Consider the following 14,732-nt stretch of genomic DNA (forward strand, 5'->3'; position numbering starts at 1 on the left):
GGACCCTGTGGGAGAGTAGGACACCGCCGGACACCCATTCACGAAAGGCCACCCCGAACCCCGGGGTGGCCTTTCGGCATTTCACCACTGATTTGAGCCCGCCCGATAGCCTCGAGGCGGATGAGACTTCAAGAGACGGCAGGCTGAGCGTGAGCGATTCCAGGAACGATGGGGAGCGGAGCTCCGACGACCGGGGACGCTCAGAACGCCCGAAGCGCGAGTATGGCTCGCGCGACGGAGGCCAGCGTCGCGATGGCGGCGCACCTCGCGGGGATCGCAGCAGCGGCCCGCGCGGTGGCGACCGACGCCCGTCCGAGCGCAAGCCGTGGGACAAGGACCGCGCGTCCGGTCCGCGCTGCGACGGCGCTCGCAAGCCGTGGGAGCGTGACGGTGAGCGTTCCGGCGCTCCGCGCCGTGACGGTGACCGTAAGCCGTGGGAGAAGGACCGCGCGTCCGGTCCGCGTCGTGACGGTGACCGCAAGCCGTGGGAGCGCGACGGCGGTCGCGGCGGTGAGCGTTCCGGCGGCCCGCGTCGCGATGGCGAGCGGAAGTCGTGGGAGCGCGGCGGCGAGCGTTCTGGTGCTCCGCGTCGCGACGGTGACCGTAAGCCGTGGGAGAAGGACCGCGCGTCCGGTCCGCGTCGTGACAGTGACCGCAAGCCGTGGGAGCGCGACGGCGGTCGCGGCGGTGAGCGCGCCGGTGCTCCGCGCCGCGACGGTGACCGCAAGCCCTGGGAACGCGGTGGGGAGCGCTCCGGCGCTCCGCGTCGCGACGGTGACCGCAAGCCGTGGGACAACGATCGTTCCGGCGGCCCGCGTCGTGATGGGGACCGCAAACCGTGGGAGCGCGATGGTGCTCGCACCGGCGGCCCGCGCCGTGATGGCGACCGCGGGCCTCGCAAGCCGTGGGAGCAGCGCGACGATCGGGACCGCGGCGGCCGGCCCGAGGCCGATCGGCCCCGCCCGGATTCGCACGGCGCCTCGATGCGTCAGATCCGCCCGCGTCACGACGATCCGATCGTGCCGGAGCACATTCGCCCGGCGTCGCTCGAGAAGAGCGCTCGCGCCGAGCTGCGCACGCTGACGAAGGAGAACGCCGACTGGGTGGCCGTGCACCTGGCCGCCGCGGCCGAGTTCCTCGACACCGATCCGGAGCTCGCGCACCGGCATGCCCTCTCGGCATCCCGTCGTGGTGGCCGGATCGGCGTCGTCCGCGAAACGCTCGCGATCACGGCGTACGCGACCGGCGACTTCGCGCTGGCGCTGCGCGAGCTGCGCACCTATCGCCGCATCACCGGCAGCGACGAGCAGCTGCCGCTCATGGTCGACAGCGAACGCGGGGTGGGTCGTCCCGACCGCGCGCTGGAGCTCGGACGTTCGGTGGACCGCTCGACGCTGCCGGCGGGAGTGCAGGTCTCGCTCGCGATCGCGATGTCCGGTGCACGGCTCGACCGGGGTGAGACGGAGCTGGCGCTCGCGGAGCTCGAGATCCCGCAGCTCGATCCGGATCGTGCCTTCTCCTACAGCCCCTCGCTGTTCCTGGCGTACGCCGAGGTACTCGACGAGTTGGGCCGTGAGGCGGATGCCGCGGACTGGCGCGCTCGCGCGCTGCGTGCCGAGGCGGCCCTGGCCGGCCCGGCCGAGTCCGAGGTCTTCGAAGTGTTCGTGCTCGACGAGGACGAGGACGAGGACGAGGGCGACGTGCACGTGGAGCCGGGGCCGGCGGAGGAGGAAGCTGCGCCTGAGGCCGGTGCTGAAGCCGAGGTTGGTGCTGAAGCCGATGCCGATGCCAGTGCAGAGGCCGAGGCCGGCGCTGAGCCCGAGAGCACCGAGGTCGAAGGGGAGTCGGACGCCGATGGCGCTCTTCCGCGCGAAGACTGAGCCCGCCACGCCGCTCGACGGCGTGGACGCGGTCTTCGCGGACCTGGACGGTGTCGTCTACCAGGGGCACGGAGCGATCCCGTACGCCGTGGAGAGCCTCAACCTCGCCAAGCACGGCAGCGCCGTCGGCTACCTCACGAACAACGCGTCCCGAAGCGACGTCTCGGTCGCCGCGCACCTGGCCGAGCTGGGCCTGGACGTCGTCCCGAGCGAGGTCGTCACCTCGCCGCAGGCGGCGATGCACCTGCTCGGCGAGCAGGTCGAGCCCGGCGCCCTCGTCCTCGTCGTCGGAGGCGAGGGGATCATCACGGAACTCGAGCGTCGCGGCTACCGGGTCACCCGTTCGGCCGACGACGCGCCGGCGGCCGTGGTGCAGGGATTCGCGCCCGACGTCGGCTGGACGCAGCTCGCCGAGGCCGCGTTCGCGCTGAACGCGCACGGCGGCCCGGACGTCCCCGGGGGGATCCCCTGGATCGCGACGAACATGGATTGGACGATCCCCGTCGCCCGTGGCATCGCGCCCGGCAACGGGACGCTCGTGTCCGCCGTGCACACCGCCGTCGGGCGCTTCCCGCTCGTCGCGGGCAAGCCGGAGCGGGCCATCTTCGACGAAGCCGTCCGCCGATTCGGCGCGTCGGCGCCGCTCATGGTGGGGGACCGGCTCGACACGGACATCCTCGGTGCGCGCCGCGCCGGGATCCGCTCGGCCGTGGTGCTCACCGGCATCGATCGGGCCAAGCAGCTGCTCGCCGCGAAGGCCGACAGTCGGCCCGACTACATTCTCGAGGACCTCCGCGGGCTGCACGAGCCGTACCCGGAGACCGAGGAACGTCGCGGGGGAGTCCTGCGCGTCGGCCGCGCCGCCGTGAAGGTCGACGGTGGGCGCGTCGTCGTGGTCGACGAGGGCGACGGCGGCATCGACCTGCTGCGCGCCGCCTGCGCGGCGATCTGGGGATCGGGGCTGCCGATCCACGCCCTCGACGTTCCCGAGCGGCTGTACGCCTGAGGCGTCTCCTTCGACGGGCTCCCTTCGACGGGCTCAGGGGACCACGGGATGGTTCGCTGAGCCTGTCGAAGCGTTCGGATCCCTTCGACAGGCTCCCTTCGACAGGCTCAGGGAGCCACGGGATGGTTCGCTGAGCTCGTCGAAGCGTTCGGATTCCTTCGACGGGCTCCCTTCGACAGGCTCCCTTCGACAAGCTCAGGGGACCACGGGATGGTTCGCTGAGCTTGTCGAAGCGTTCGGCTCCCTTCGACGGGCTCCCTTCGACAAGCTCCCTTCCACAAGCTCAGGGAACCAGCGGGGATGCGACGGGCTCAGGGAGCCGGCTGGGGGAAACCACGGCCCGTTCGTCGTCGGGTGCCGGTAGCGTTGAGGTCGTGAGCGACGCATCGAACTCCGAGCCCCGAGACCTGAGCGAGGCCACCCGGGCGGCGCTCGACGAGCTCGAGTCGGCCCCGCTCTCCGAGCGCGCCGCCGGGTACCGCCAGCTCGCCGACGCCCTCCGTTCGGAGCTCGAGCAGTCCGACCCGAGCCGCAGCGCGGGGTGAGCATGCCCGATTCCCGCCTCGACGCCGCCCTCGCCGAGCGCGGACTCGCGCGATCCCGCACCCACGCGGCCGCCCTCATCGCCGCCGGTGCGGTCACCGTCGACGGTCGCCCGGTCGTCAAAGCCTCGACGCGGGTCGCCGCGGAGTCCGAGCTCGCCGTCGCGTCCGCCGACCACTACGTGAGCCGGGCGGCCCACAAGCTGCTCGCGGCGCTCGACGAGTTCTCCGTCGGCGTCGACGGACGCCTCGCGCTCGACGCCGGCGCGTCGACCGGCGGCTTCACCCAGGTGCTGCTCGAGCGGGGGGCACGACGTGTGCTCGCGGTCGACGTCGGCCACGGGCAGCTCGCGCCCGAGCTCCTCGGCCATGAGCGCATCGTGCTCGTCGAGGGCTGCAACGTCCGCACCCTCGACGCGGAGGGGCTCGCCGCGCTGACCGGGGTCGCCGAACGCCCCGACCTCGTCACCGCCGACCTCTCGTTCATCTCGCTCACGACGGTGCTGCCGGCGCTCGTCGCCACCGCGGCGCCCGAGGCCGATTTCGTGCTGCTCGTGAAGCCGCAGTTCGAGGTCGGCCGGGGCGGCACCCGTGAGGGCATCGTGCGTGACCCGGCGCGCCGCGCCGACGCCGTGAACGACGTGCTCTGGGCCGCGCACGATCTCGGCCTGCGCACCGCGGGCGTCGCGGCGTCGCCGATCGCCGGAGGGCAGGGCAACCAGGAGTTCCTGGTGCATCTGACGGCGATGCGGGGCTCCGATCCGTCAGAATGGTCGAGTCGCATCGAACGGCTGGCGAGAGGGGGCGCGGCATGAGCGCAGCACGGCACTTCCTCGTCGTCTCCCACACCGGGCGCGCCGCCGCGCTCGAGGCGACGGTCGAGGTCTGCCAGCGGCTGCTCGCCGAGGGGGCGGTGCCGGTCATCGCCGCCGAGCACTGGGACGACGTGCAGGAGGTCGTCCCCGAACTCGACGGCCGGGCGCTCCGCCTCGAGGCGGTCGATCCCGCGGTCATCGAACTCGTCATCGTCCTCGGCGGCGACGGCACGATCCTCCGCGCGGCCGAGCTGATCCGCCCGCACCCGGCGCCGCTGCTCGGCGTCAATCTCGGTCACGTCGGCTTCCTCGCCGAGAGCGAGCGCGACGACCTCGGCCTCACGATCACCAGGGCGCTCGCCCGCGACTACGCCGTCGAGGAGCGCATGACGCTCTCCGTGCGGGCCAAGGTCGGCGCCGAGGTCGTGTACGAGAGCTGGGCGCTGAACGAGGTCACCGTCGAGAAGGCCGAGCGCGAGCGCATGCTCGAGGTCGTGATCGAGGTCGATCGGCGTCCGCTGTCCTCGTTCGGCTGCGACGGCGTCGTGATGTCGACGCCGACGGGCTCAACCGCGTACGCGTTCTCCGCGGGCGGCCCGGTCGTCTGGCCGAGCCTCGAAGCGCTGCTGCTCGTGCCGCTGTCCGCGCACGCGCTCTTCGCACGGCCCCTCGTCGTCGGGCCCGAGTCCTCGCTCGCGGTCGAGATCCTGCAGCGCACCGAGACCAGCGCCGTGATCTGGTGCGACGGCCGGCGCACCTTCGACCTTCCCGCCGGTTCCCGGGTGATCGTGCGGCGGTCCGCGGTGCCGGTCCGGCTCGCGAGGCTCCACGAGGCGCCCTTCACCGATCGGCTCGTGAACAAGTTCCAACTCCCGGTGACCGGCTGGCGGGGGCCGAGCGGCCGTGACTGAGCGCGAACGGAGGCGCACGTGATCGAAGAACTCGGCATCCGCGACCTCGGCGTCATCGCCGAGGCGACGCTGCCGCTCGGACCGGGCTTCACCGCGGTGACCGGCGAGACCGGTGCGGGCAAGACGATGGTGGTGACCGCGCTCGGACTGCTGCTGGGCGCGCGCTCCGACGCCGCGGCCGTGCGGGCGGGAGCGAAGCAGGCCTGGGTCGAGGGGCGCTGGCTGCTCGCCGACCCCGAGGCCGTGGCCGATCGTGTCGCGGAGACCGGCGGCGAGATCGAGGCCGGCGAGCTGCTGCTCGGCCGCTCGGTGTCCGCGGAGGGGCGCAGTCGGGCGGTCGTCGGCGGGCGCAGCGCGCCGGTCGGCGTCCTCGCCGAACTCGGCGAGGAGCTCGTCGTCGTGCACGGTCAGGCCGATCAGCAACGGCTCCGCTCCGCCACCGCGCAGCGCGAGGCCCTCGACCGCTTCGGCGGGGCGCCGCTCGCGGCAGCGCTCGACGCCTACCGTTCCGGATTCGAGGCCTGGCGGGCGGATGTCGCTGAGCTCGCCACACTCCGGTCGGACCATGACGCCCGGGTCCGCGAGGCCGAGGAGCTCCGCGAGGCGCTCGACGAGCTCGAGACCATCGACCCGCAGCCCGGCGAGGACGAGGAGCTGCACGAGCGCTCCGAGCGGCTGACGAACCTCGAGGAGCTGCGGCTCGCCGCCGCCCAGGCCCGCGAGCTGGTGTCCGCCGAGGAGGCCGTCGACGGCACGGCCGACGCCGTCGGACTCGTCGAGGGCGCCCGGCGCCAGCTCGAACGGGTCGCCGGCTTCGATGCGGCGCTCGCTCCGATCGCCGAGGTGCTCACGAACGCGGGCTTCCTGCTCGCGGATGCCGCGGCCGAGCTCTCGGGCTACCTCGCCTCGCTCGACGCCGACGGCGCCCGCGAGCTCGAACTCGTGCAGGAGCGCCGGGCGCTGCTCGCGGGGCTCGTGCGTCGGCACGGCTCCCTCGACGAGGCGATCGAGTTCCGCCGGACGGGCGGGCTGCGGCTCGTCGAGCTCGACGGCGACGACGACCGCATCGCGCTGCTCGAGGCATCCGTCGAGCGTCTCCGCGACGAGCTCGACCGGCTCGCCGACGAGCTCACGGCGCTGCGCAGCTCCGCGGCCGAGCGTCTCGCCTCGGCCGTCACGGCCGAGCTCGCGGCGCTCGCCATGCCCGACGCGGTGCTGAGCGTGTCGGTCGAGCCGCTCGAGGAGCCGGGGGCGCACGGCCGCGACCAGGTGCAGATCCTGCTGCGCCCGCACCCCGGGGCCGAGCCGCGGTCGGTGTCGAAGGGGGCGTCGGGCGGCGAACTCTCGCGGGTGATGCTCGCGATCGAGGTCGTCATCGGCGCGGTCGATCCGGTGCCGACGTTCGTGTTCGACGAGGTCGACGCCGGGGTCGGGGGAGCGGCGGCCATCGAGATCGGCCGACGGCTCGCGAAGCTCGCCGAGCGCTCCCAGGTCATCGTCGTGACCCACCTCGCCCAGGTCGCGGCGTTCGCCGGCAACCACCTGAGCGTCGTGAAGGGCACCGACGGCCAGGTGACGAGTTCGAGCGTGCGCCAGTTGCTCGGGGCCGAGCGGGAGGCCGAGATGGCGCGCCTGCTGTCGGGCCTCACCGACTCCGAGATCGGTCTCGCGCACGCGCGCGAACTGCTCGAGATCGCCGCCGAGCGGGCGGCATGAAGGACGAAGGGGGAGCCATGGGACGGCATGTCGGGCACTCGGAGTCCGAGCGTGGGTTAGACTATAAGCCCGTGGTGGATGAACGCGGCGCACAGCACTCGAATACTGACTTTTCCGACGACACGACCAAGCACATCTTCGTGACTGGTGGTGTCGTTTCCTCATTGGGCAAGGGCCTGACGGCGGCCAGTCTCGGCAACCTGCTCACGGCTCGCGGGCTGCGGGTGGTGATGCAGAAGCTCGACCCGTACCTGAACGTCGACCCGGGCACGATGAACCCCTTCCAGCACGGCGAGGTGTTCGTCACCGACGACGGGGCCGAGACCGACCTCGACATCGGCCACTACGAGCGCTTCCTCGACATCGAGCTCTCCCAGGCGGCCAACGTCACGACCGGCCAGATCTACTCGACCGTCATCGCCAAGGAGCGCCGCGGCGAGTACCTCGGCGACACGGTGCAGGTCATCCCGCACATCACCGACGAGATCAAGCGCCGCATGCGGCTGCAGGCCTCGGAATCGCCCAAGCCCGACGTGATCATCACCGAGATCGGCGGCACGGTCGGCGACATCGAGTCGCAGCCCTTCATCGAGTCCGCACGCCAGGTGCGCCACGAGCTCGGCCGCAAGAACGTCTTCTTCGTGCACGTCTCGCTCGTGCCGTTCATGGGCGCCTCCGGTGAGCAGAAGACGAAGCCGACGCAGCACTCGGTCGCCGCGCTCCGTTCGATCGGCATCCAGCCCGACGCGCTCGTGCTGCGCAGCGACCGGCCCGTCACGGAGTCGAACAAGCGCAAGATCGCGCTCATGTGCGATGTCGACGAGGCCGCCGTGGTGAACGCGGTCGACGTGCCCTCGATCTACGACATCCCGACCTTGCTGAACACGCAGGGCCTCGACGCGTACATCGTCGACGCGCTCGGGCTCGACCGCAAGGCCGGCGAGGTCGACTGGTCGGGCTGGGCGGAGCTGCTGAAGGTCGTGCACGACCCGAAGCACGAGGTCACCATCGGCCTCGTCGGCAAGTACATCGACCTGCCCGACGCCTACCTCTCGGTCACCGAGGCGCTCCGCGCGGGCGGCTTCGGCAACGACGCGAAGGTCCGCATCGAGTGGATCCCCTCCGACGAGTGCGAGACGCCCGAGGGCGCCCAGAAGCACCTCGCGCACCTCGACGGCATCTGCGTGCCCGGCGGCTTCGGCGTGCGCGGCATCGAGGGCAAGCTCGGGGCGCTCCGCTTCGCGCGGGAGAACGGCATTCCCGCACTCGGCCTCTGCCTCGGCCTGCAGTGCATGGTCATCGAGTACGCGCGGAACGTCGCCGGCCTCCCCGGCGCGTCGTCGAGCGAGTTCGACCCCGACACCGAGTTCCCGGTCATCGCGACCATGGAGGAGCAGGTCGAGATCATCTCGGGCGGCGACCTGGGCGGCACGATGCGGCTCGGCCTCTACCCGGCGGCCCTCGCCGAGGGCTCGATCGTCGCCGAGCTGTACGGCTCGACCGAGGTCTCCGAGCGGCACCGGCACCGCTACGAGGTGAACAACGCCTACCGCGACCGGATCGCCGAGGCGGGACTGTCGTTCTCGGGGCTCTCGCCCGACCGCAACCTCGTCGAGTACGTCGAGCTGCCGCGCGAGGTCCACCCGTTCTACGTGGCCACGCAGGCCCACCCGGAGCTGCGCAGCCGGCCGAACTCGCCGCACCCCCTGTTCCGCGGCCTCGTGGCCGCCGCGCTCGAGCGCCAGGCGGCGTCGAAGCTGTTCGACGACGACGTGGACAATGGCTGAGCCCTTCGGCGAGCCGACGGTCGGCGGGACTCCCGTCGGTCCGTCGCTCGCCGACGAGCGAGCCGAGTCGCTGATCCTCAGCTCGGAGCTCGCGTTCGAGGGACGCGTGTGGGACATCCGTCGCGAGACCTTCGAGTTCGCCGGCGCCCCGGTGACCCGGGACTTCATGGACCATCCGGGCGCCGTCGGCGTGCTTGCGCTCGATCGCGACGACCGCGCGCTGCTCATCCGCCAGTACCGGCACCCGGTCCGCCTGAACGACTGGGAGATCCCGGCGGGCCTGCTCGATGTCGTCGGCGAGGACCCGCTCCTCGCGGCGCAGCGCGAGCTCGCCGAGGAGGCCGACCTCGAGGCGGCCGAGTGGGCGGTGCTCGCCGACATCCACACCTCGCCCGGGGGCAGCGACGAGGCCATCCGCATCTACCTCGCGCGCGAGCTGCGCGGCACGCCCGTGCGCTACGAGCGCACCGAGGAGGAGGCGGAGCTCGTGACCGCCTGGGTGGCCCTCGACGACTGCGTCGATGCGGTGCTCGACCGGCGGGTGTCGAACGCCCCGCTCACGGTCGCCGTGCTCGCCGCGGCGGCCTCGCGGGCGCGCGGCTGGGCCAGTCTCGCCCCCGCGGATGCACCGTGGGACTCGAAGCCCGGGCGCGAGGCAGCCGGGGCGTGAGTTCCCGCGAGATCGACGGCTACCTGCGACACCTCGCGGTGGAGCGGGGGCTCGCGCGGAACACCGTCGCCTCGTACCGGCGCGACCTCCGGATCTACGGCGGATGGCTCGAGCAGGCCGGTCACGCCGGCCCCGCGTCCGTCGGAGCCGCGGAGCTCGCCGCCTTCCAGCGCTACCTCAGCGCCGAGCGGCAGCCCGCCCTCGCGAACTCCTCGGTCGCCCGGGTGCTGTCCACGGTGCGCGGCCTGCACCGCTTCCTCGCCGAGGAGGGCCTGACCGAGACCGACGCGGCGCGCGAGCTGAAGCCGCCGAAGCTCCCGGCGCGCTTGCCGAAGGCGATCCCGATCGAAGCGGTCGAGCGGCTGCTCGCGGCGACCGACGGCGACGAGCCGCTGCGGGTGCGCGACAAAGCGCTGCTCGAGCTGCTCTACGCGACCGGTGCGCGCGTGTCGGAGGCGGTCGGGCTGAACGTCGACGACCTCGTCGACGCCGAGGTCGTGCGCCTGTTCGGCAAGGGCGGCAAGGAGCGGATCGTGCCCGTCGGCAGCTACGCCAGGGCCGCGATCGAGGCGTACCTCGTGCGGGTGCGGCCGCAGCTCTCGAGCCGCGGCACGGCGACCCCGGCGCTCTTCCTCGGTGCCCGGGGCGGGCGTCTCAGCCGGCAGGCGGCGTGGGTCGCGATCACGGAGGCCGCGGACCGCGCCGAACTCGGCCTGGAGGTGTCGCCGCACACGCTGCGCCACTCCTTCGCGACCCATCTGCTCTCCGGCGGAGCCGACGTGCGCGTCGTCCAGGAGCTGCTCGGCCACTCCTCGGTGGCGACGACGCAGATCTACACCCTCGTCACGGCCGATACACTCCGGGAGATGTACACGACCGCCCACCCGCGCGCTCGCTAGAATCGACCAAGCATCGCTCGACCCGACGGGCGCCCGCTGAGGAGGAGAGACCACGTGACCGACCAGAAGCGCGACCCCGCGAGCACCACGGCGCCGCAGGAGTCGAAGCTCGGTCCGACCGGTCGACCGCTGCGCGAGTTCCCCACGCCGCCGGCGCTGCGCGAGCACGGCCCCGCCCGGATCATCGCGCTCTGCAACCAGAAGGGCGGCGTCGGCAAGACGACGACGACCATCAACCTCGGTGCGACGCTCGCCGAGTACGGCCGCCGGGTGCTCGCGATCGACTTCGACCCGCAGGGCGCGCTGTCCGCCGGGCTCGGCGTGCAGACCCACGACGTGCCGACGATCTACGACCTGCTGCTCTCCCGCGGCATCGAGCCGGCCGACGCCATCCAGCACACCGCGGTCGCGAACTTCGACGTCATCCCGGCGAACATCGACCTCTCCGCCGCCGAGGTGCATCTCGTCACCGAGGTGGCGCGCGAGCAGATCCTCGCCGGCGTGCTGCGCAAGGTCTCGGCCGACTACGACGTCATCCTCATCGACTGCCAGCCGTCGCTCGGCCTGCTGACGGTGAACGCGCTCACCGCGAGCCACGGCGTGGTCATCCCGCTCGAGTGCGAGTACTTCGCGCTGCGCGGGGTCGCGCTGCTCATCGAGACGATCGACAAGGTGCGCGACCGACTGAACCCCGCCATCACGCTCGACGGCATCCTCGCGACGATGTACGACTCCCGCACGCTGCACTCGCGCGAGGTCCTCGAGCGCGTCGTCGACGCCTTCGGCGACCGGGTGCTCGAGACCGTCATCACGCGCACGGTGAAGTTCCCCGACGCCACCGTCGCGGCGACGCCCATCACGGAGTTCGCGCCCGAGCACCAGGCGTCGAAGGCCTACCGGCAGCTCGCCCGCGAGCTGGTGTTCCGTGGCGCGGTCGCCTGAGGCAGCCGCCCCGGCCGACGCGCAGCCCCCGGCGGAGGGCGCGGCAGAGGGCGACCCGGGATTCCGGGTCGCGCTGACGAACTTCGAGGGGCCGTTCGACCTGCTCCTCTCGCTCATCACGAAGCACGAGCTCGACATCACCGAGGTCTCGCTGTCCAAGGTCACGGACGAGTTCATCTCCTACCTGCGCGGGCTCGACTCCGAGGAGGAGCTCGACCGGGCCAGCGAGTTCCTCGTCGTCGCGGCGACGCTGCTCGACCTGAAGATCGCGGGGCTGCTGCCGCAGGGCGAGCTCGTCGACGCGGAGGACGTGGCGCTCCTCGAGGCCCGGGATCTGCTCTTCGCCCGGCTGCTGCAGTACCGGGCGTTCAAGGAGGCCGCGCGCTGGTTCCAGGCCGGGCTCGAGCGCGAGGGCACGCGGCACGCCCGCACGGTGCGGCTCGAGGAACGGTTCCGCCAGCCCGCCCCGGAGCTGCGCTGGACCCTGTCGGCCGAGGACTTCGCCGCGCTCGCGGTGCTCGCGCTCACGCCGCGCGAGATCCCCGTGGTCGGGCTCGACCACCTGCACGCGCCCGTCGTCTCCATCCGGGAGCAGGCGGCGCACGTCGTGGCCGTGCTGAGGCGCGGCGAGCCCGTCACCTTCCGCCAGCTGATCGCCGGCGTCGACCGGCAAGGCGTCGTCGTGGCGCGCTTCATCGCCGTGCTCGAGCTCTACCGGCACGCGGCGATCGGCTTCGAACAACTGGAGCCGCTCGGCGAGCTGACGCTGCGCTGGGCGACCGACACGTGGAGCGACGACAAGCTCGAGAGCCTGGGAGCCGACTATGACGACTGAGACCGAGCAGACCGAGCAGAGCGAGGGCGTGCAGGATCCGGCCGGGCAAGAGGTCACGACGACGGATGCCTCGGCCGAGGCATCCGCGATCGAGGCATCCGCGATCGAGGCATCCGCGATCGAGGCATCCGGAACGGAGGCGTCCGCCGACGAGGCGCCGGAGCTCTCCGTCGCGACGCCCCTCGACGTGCCCGGCCAGCACCGGCTCGACCTCGACCGCGCCATCGAGGCGATCCTGTTCATCTCCGACGAGCCGCTCGGCGTCGTCCAGCTCGCGGCGACGGTCGCGCGGCCCGTCGCCGAGGTGCGCGCCGCGATCGCCCGCCTCGTCGCCGACTACGACGGCACCGGCACCTCGGGGGAGCCCCGCACCGACGTGGCCGAGGCGCCCGCCCTCGTCGGCGGCGGCCGGCGCGCCTTCGAGCTGCGCGAGGTCGGCGGCGGCTGGCGCTTCTACGTGCGCCAGGAGTACGACGCGCTCGTCGCCGGCTTCGTGCTGACGCAGACCTCGACCAAGCTCTCCCAGGCGGCGCTCGAGACGCTCGCCGTGATCGCGTACAAGCAGCCGATCTCCCGCTCGCAGGTCGCCTCGATCCGCGCCGTGAACGTCGACTCGGTGGTGCGCACCCTGCTCGGCCGCGGCCTCGTGACCGAGGTCGACACCGACCCCGAGACGGGTGCGATCCTCTACGGCACGACCGAGCAGCTCCTCGTCCACCTCGGCATCAACTCGCTCGACGAACTACCGCACATCTCGCCGCTCCTCGACGACGGCCAGGAAGGATTCGATCTCGATGGCTGAGCCCGTCACCCCCACAGAGCCCGCAGCGGGCGGCCCGCAGCGCCTGCAGAAGGTGCTGTCCGCCGCCGGCGTCGCCTCGCGCCGGGTCATCGAGGACTACCTCGTGCAGGGTCGCATCGAGGTGAACGGGAAGGTCGTGACCGAGCTCGGCACCCGGGTCGACCCCGCGATCGACCAGGTGTCCGTCGACGGCGTCGCCGTGCAGCTCGACACGGCGAAGCGCTACTACGTGCTGAACAAACCGACGGGCGTCGTGTCGTCGATGAAGGACGAGCAGGGCCGCCCCGACCTCCGCCGCTTCACCGACGAACTCGACGACCGCGTCTACAACGTCGGCCGCCTCGACGCGGAGACGAGCGGCCTGCTGCTCCTCACGAACGACGGCGAGCTCGCCCACGTGCTCGCCCACCCGTCGTTCGGGGTCGAGAAGACCTACATCGCGAAGGTGCGCGGCCGCGTGACCCCGCAGACGCTGCAGCGCCTGAAGCAGGGGGTCGAGCTCGACGACGGACCCATCCGGGCCGATCGGGCGAAGCTCCTGCAGGCGCAGGGCGACGCGCGGCACAGCATCGTCGAGCTCACCCTGCACTCCGGCCGCAACCGCATCGTGCGCCGCATGCTGAAGGAGGTGGGGCACCCCGTCGTCGAGCTCGTGCGCCGCCAGTTCGGGCCGCTGCACCTTGGTACACTCAGGTCCGGTCAGCTCCGGGAGCTGACGAAGGCCGAGCGCGGCGCACTGCTGACCATCGCCCGTCAGGCCGAGGCGGCGCGCGGAACCGCCGGCGCGAAGGAGGACTGACGTGGTCGAGTCACGACTGACCGGCCCGGTCCGGATCGTCGGCGCGGGCCTGCTCGGCACGAGCGTCGCGCTGGGGCTCCGCTCGCGCGGCATCGAGGTGATCCTCGACGACGCCTCGCCGACGCACGTGGCGATCGCGGCGGACCTCGGCGCCGGCCGCCCCGCCGCGCCGGGCGACGCCCCGCAGCTCGTCGTCGTCGCGGTGCCGCCGGACGTCACCGCCCGCGTCGTCGCGGCCGAGCTCGAGGCGTACCCCGACGCGATCGTCACCGACGTCGCGAGCGTGAAGGCCGGAATCCTGGCCGAGCTCGTCGCGCAGGGCGCCGACGTCTCCCGGTACATCGGCTCGCACCCGCTCGCCGGTCGCGAGCGCGGCGGCCCGCTGTCGGCCCGCGCCGACCTCTTCGTCGGCCGGCCGTGGGTCGTGGCCGCCCACGACGCGATCAGCTACCAGCGTGCGGGCGCCATCGACGACCTCATCCTCGACCTGGGGGCGACCCTCGTCGAGATGACTCCGGAGGAGCACGACCGCGGCGTCGCGCTCATCTCGCACGTGCCGCAGGTGGTGTCGAGCGTCATGGCGCGGCGGTTCATCGACGCGCCGAACGCCGCGCTCGGCCTGGCCGGGCAGGGCGTGCGCGACGTCACCCGCATCGCGGCCAGCGACCCCGACCTGTGGGTGCAGATCCTCGGTGCGAACGCCGAGCCGGTGCACGACATCCTCGTGGCCGTGCGCGACGACCTCGACCGCTTCATCGAGGCGCTCGAGGCCCCGCAGGCGCCCGGGGCGCGGCGCCGCGTCGCCGAGGAGCTCGCCGCGGGCAATACGGGCGTCTCGCGCCTGCCCGGCAAGCACGGCACCGACAAGCGCTTCACGACCGTCATCGTCATGGTCGACGACCGTGCGGGCGAGCTCGCGCGCCTGCTCGCCGAGATCGGCGAGATCGGCGTCAACCTCGAGGACCTGCGCCTCGAGCACTCGCCGGGCCGCCAGGTCGGCCTCGCCGAGGTGCAGGTGGTGCCCGAGGCCGCCGAGCGCCTGAGCGAGGAGCTCGCCGCCCGCGGTTGGCGCATCGCCGGCTGACCCCCGGCCAGGCGTCCGCGCCACCGACCGTTCCCGATCGCACC

General features: G+C 72.6%; 14 protein-coding genes. All 14 read left to right on the plus strand.

Annotation, left to right across the window (positions count from 1 at the left end):
• The coding region (locus tag IEY71_RS18465; protein WP_308426167.1) for a primosomal protein at positions 1–1,880 on the plus strand (1,880 nt) is incomplete at its 5' end.
• Positions 1,855–2,886: an HAD-IIA family hydrolase gene (locus IEY71_RS17255; RefSeq protein ID WP_189086624.1), complete on the plus strand. Its 1,032-nt coding sequence runs from the start codon at positions 1,855–1,857 to the stop codon at positions 2,884–2,886. The genes IEY71_RS18465 and IEY71_RS17255, both read left to right, overlap by 26 nt.
• Positions 2,887–3,260: 374 nt before the next feature.
• The gene (locus IEY71_RS17260; RefSeq protein WP_189086625.1) at positions 3,261–3,431 is read left to right on the plus strand and encodes a hypothetical protein; all 171 of its coding nucleotides are present in this window, start codon (positions 3,261–3,263) and stop codon (positions 3,429–3,431) included.
• 2 nt (positions 3,432–3,433) lie between these two features.
• Positions 3,434–4,243: a TlyA family RNA methyltransferase gene (locus IEY71_RS17265; protein WP_189086626.1), complete on the plus strand. Its 810-nt coding sequence runs from the start codon at positions 3,434–3,436 to the stop codon at positions 4,241–4,243.
• Entirely contained in the window at positions 4,240–5,154 is a 915-nt protein-coding gene (locus tag IEY71_RS17270) for an NAD kinase (RefSeq protein WP_189086627.1), read from the plus strand. Before IEY71_RS17265 ends, IEY71_RS17270 begins: the two co-directional genes overlap by 4 nt.
• A gap of 18 nt (positions 5,155–5,172) precedes the next feature.
• Entirely contained in the window at positions 5,173–6,870 is a 1,698-nt protein-coding gene (recN, locus tag IEY71_RS17275) for a DNA repair protein RecN (protein ID WP_189086628.1), read from the plus strand.
• A gap of 17 nt (positions 6,871–6,887) precedes the next feature.
• Positions 6,888–8,657: a CTP synthase gene (gene pyrG / locus IEY71_RS17280; protein ID WP_189086629.1), complete on the plus strand. Its 1,770-nt coding sequence runs from the start codon at positions 6,888–6,890 to the stop codon at positions 8,655–8,657.
• The gene (locus IEY71_RS17285) at positions 8,650–9,327 is read left to right on the plus strand and encodes an NUDIX domain-containing protein (protein ID WP_189086630.1); all 678 of its coding nucleotides are present in this window, start codon (positions 8,650–8,652) and stop codon (positions 9,325–9,327) included. The genes pyrG and IEY71_RS17285 overlap by 8 nt, the downstream gene beginning before the upstream one ends.
• Entirely contained in the window at positions 9,324–10,226 is a 903-nt protein-coding gene (xerD, locus tag IEY71_RS17290) for a site-specific tyrosine recombinase XerD (RefSeq protein ID WP_229781830.1), read from the plus strand. The genes IEY71_RS17285 and xerD overlap by 4 nt, the downstream gene beginning before the upstream one ends.
• A gap of 54 nt (positions 10,227–10,280) precedes the next feature.
• Positions 10,281–11,168 carry a ParA family protein gene (locus tag IEY71_RS17295; RefSeq protein ID WP_189086632.1) on the plus strand — a complete coding sequence of 296 codons (888 nt, stop codon included), beginning with the start codon at positions 10,281–10,283 and terminating at the stop codon, positions 11,166–11,168.
• On the plus strand, positions 11,152–12,003 hold the full coding sequence (locus IEY71_RS17300; protein ID WP_189086633.1) for a segregation and condensation protein A: 852 nt from the start codon (positions 11,152–11,154) through the stop codon (positions 12,001–12,003). Before IEY71_RS17295 ends, IEY71_RS17300 begins: the two co-directional genes overlap by 17 nt.
• A gap of 118 nt (positions 12,004–12,121) precedes the next feature.
• Positions 12,122–12,805 (plus strand): SMC-Scp complex subunit ScpB, encoded by a 684-nt coding sequence (gene scpB / locus IEY71_RS17305; RefSeq protein ID WP_416358609.1) that lies wholly within the window; start codon positions 12,122–12,124, stop codon positions 12,803–12,805.
• Complete coding sequence (locus tag IEY71_RS17310) at positions 12,798–13,604, plus strand: pseudouridine synthase (RefSeq protein ID WP_189086635.1); 807 nt, start codon at positions 12,798–12,800, stop codon at positions 13,602–13,604. Before scpB ends, IEY71_RS17310 begins: the two co-directional genes overlap by 8 nt.
• A gap of 1 nt (position 13,605) precedes the next feature.
• Complete coding sequence (locus tag IEY71_RS17315) at positions 13,606–14,688, plus strand: prephenate dehydrogenase (RefSeq protein WP_229781831.1); 1,083 nt, start codon at positions 13,606–13,608, stop codon at positions 14,686–14,688.
• The last annotated feature ends 44 nt before the right edge of the window (positions 14,689–14,732 follow it).

It is taken from the genome of Agromyces mediolanus (genome assembly GCF_014648575.1).
GTDB classification, from domain to species: Bacteria; Actinomycetota; Actinomycetes; order Actinomycetales; family Microbacteriaceae; genus Agromyces; species Agromyces mediolanus.

Bases quoted from the DNA above. Each gene is read 5' to 3' on its own strand.
- IEY71_RS17255 (WP_189086624.1), top strand. From the start codon at position 1,855: ATGGCGCTCTTCCGCGCGAAGACTGAGCCCGCCACGCCGCTCGACGGC.
- IEY71_RS17265 (WP_189086626.1), top strand. From the start codon at position 3,434: ATGCCCGATTCCCGCCTCGACGCCGCCCTCGCCGAGCGCGGACTCGCG.
- IEY71_RS17270 (WP_189086627.1), top strand. From the start codon at position 4,240: ATGAGCGCAGCACGGCACTTCCTCGTCGTCTCCCACACCGGGCGCGCC.
- pyrG (WP_189086629.1), top strand. From the start codon at position 6,888: ATGGGACGGCATGTCGGGCACTCGGAGTCCGAGCGTGGGTTAGACTAT.
- IEY71_RS17285 (WP_189086630.1), top strand. From the start codon at position 8,650: ATGGCTGAGCCCTTCGGCGAGCCGACGGTCGGCGGGACTCCCGTCGGT.
- IEY71_RS17310 (WP_189086635.1), top strand. From the start codon at position 12,798: ATGGCTGAGCCCGTCACCCCCACAGAGCCCGCAGCGGGCGGCCCGCAG.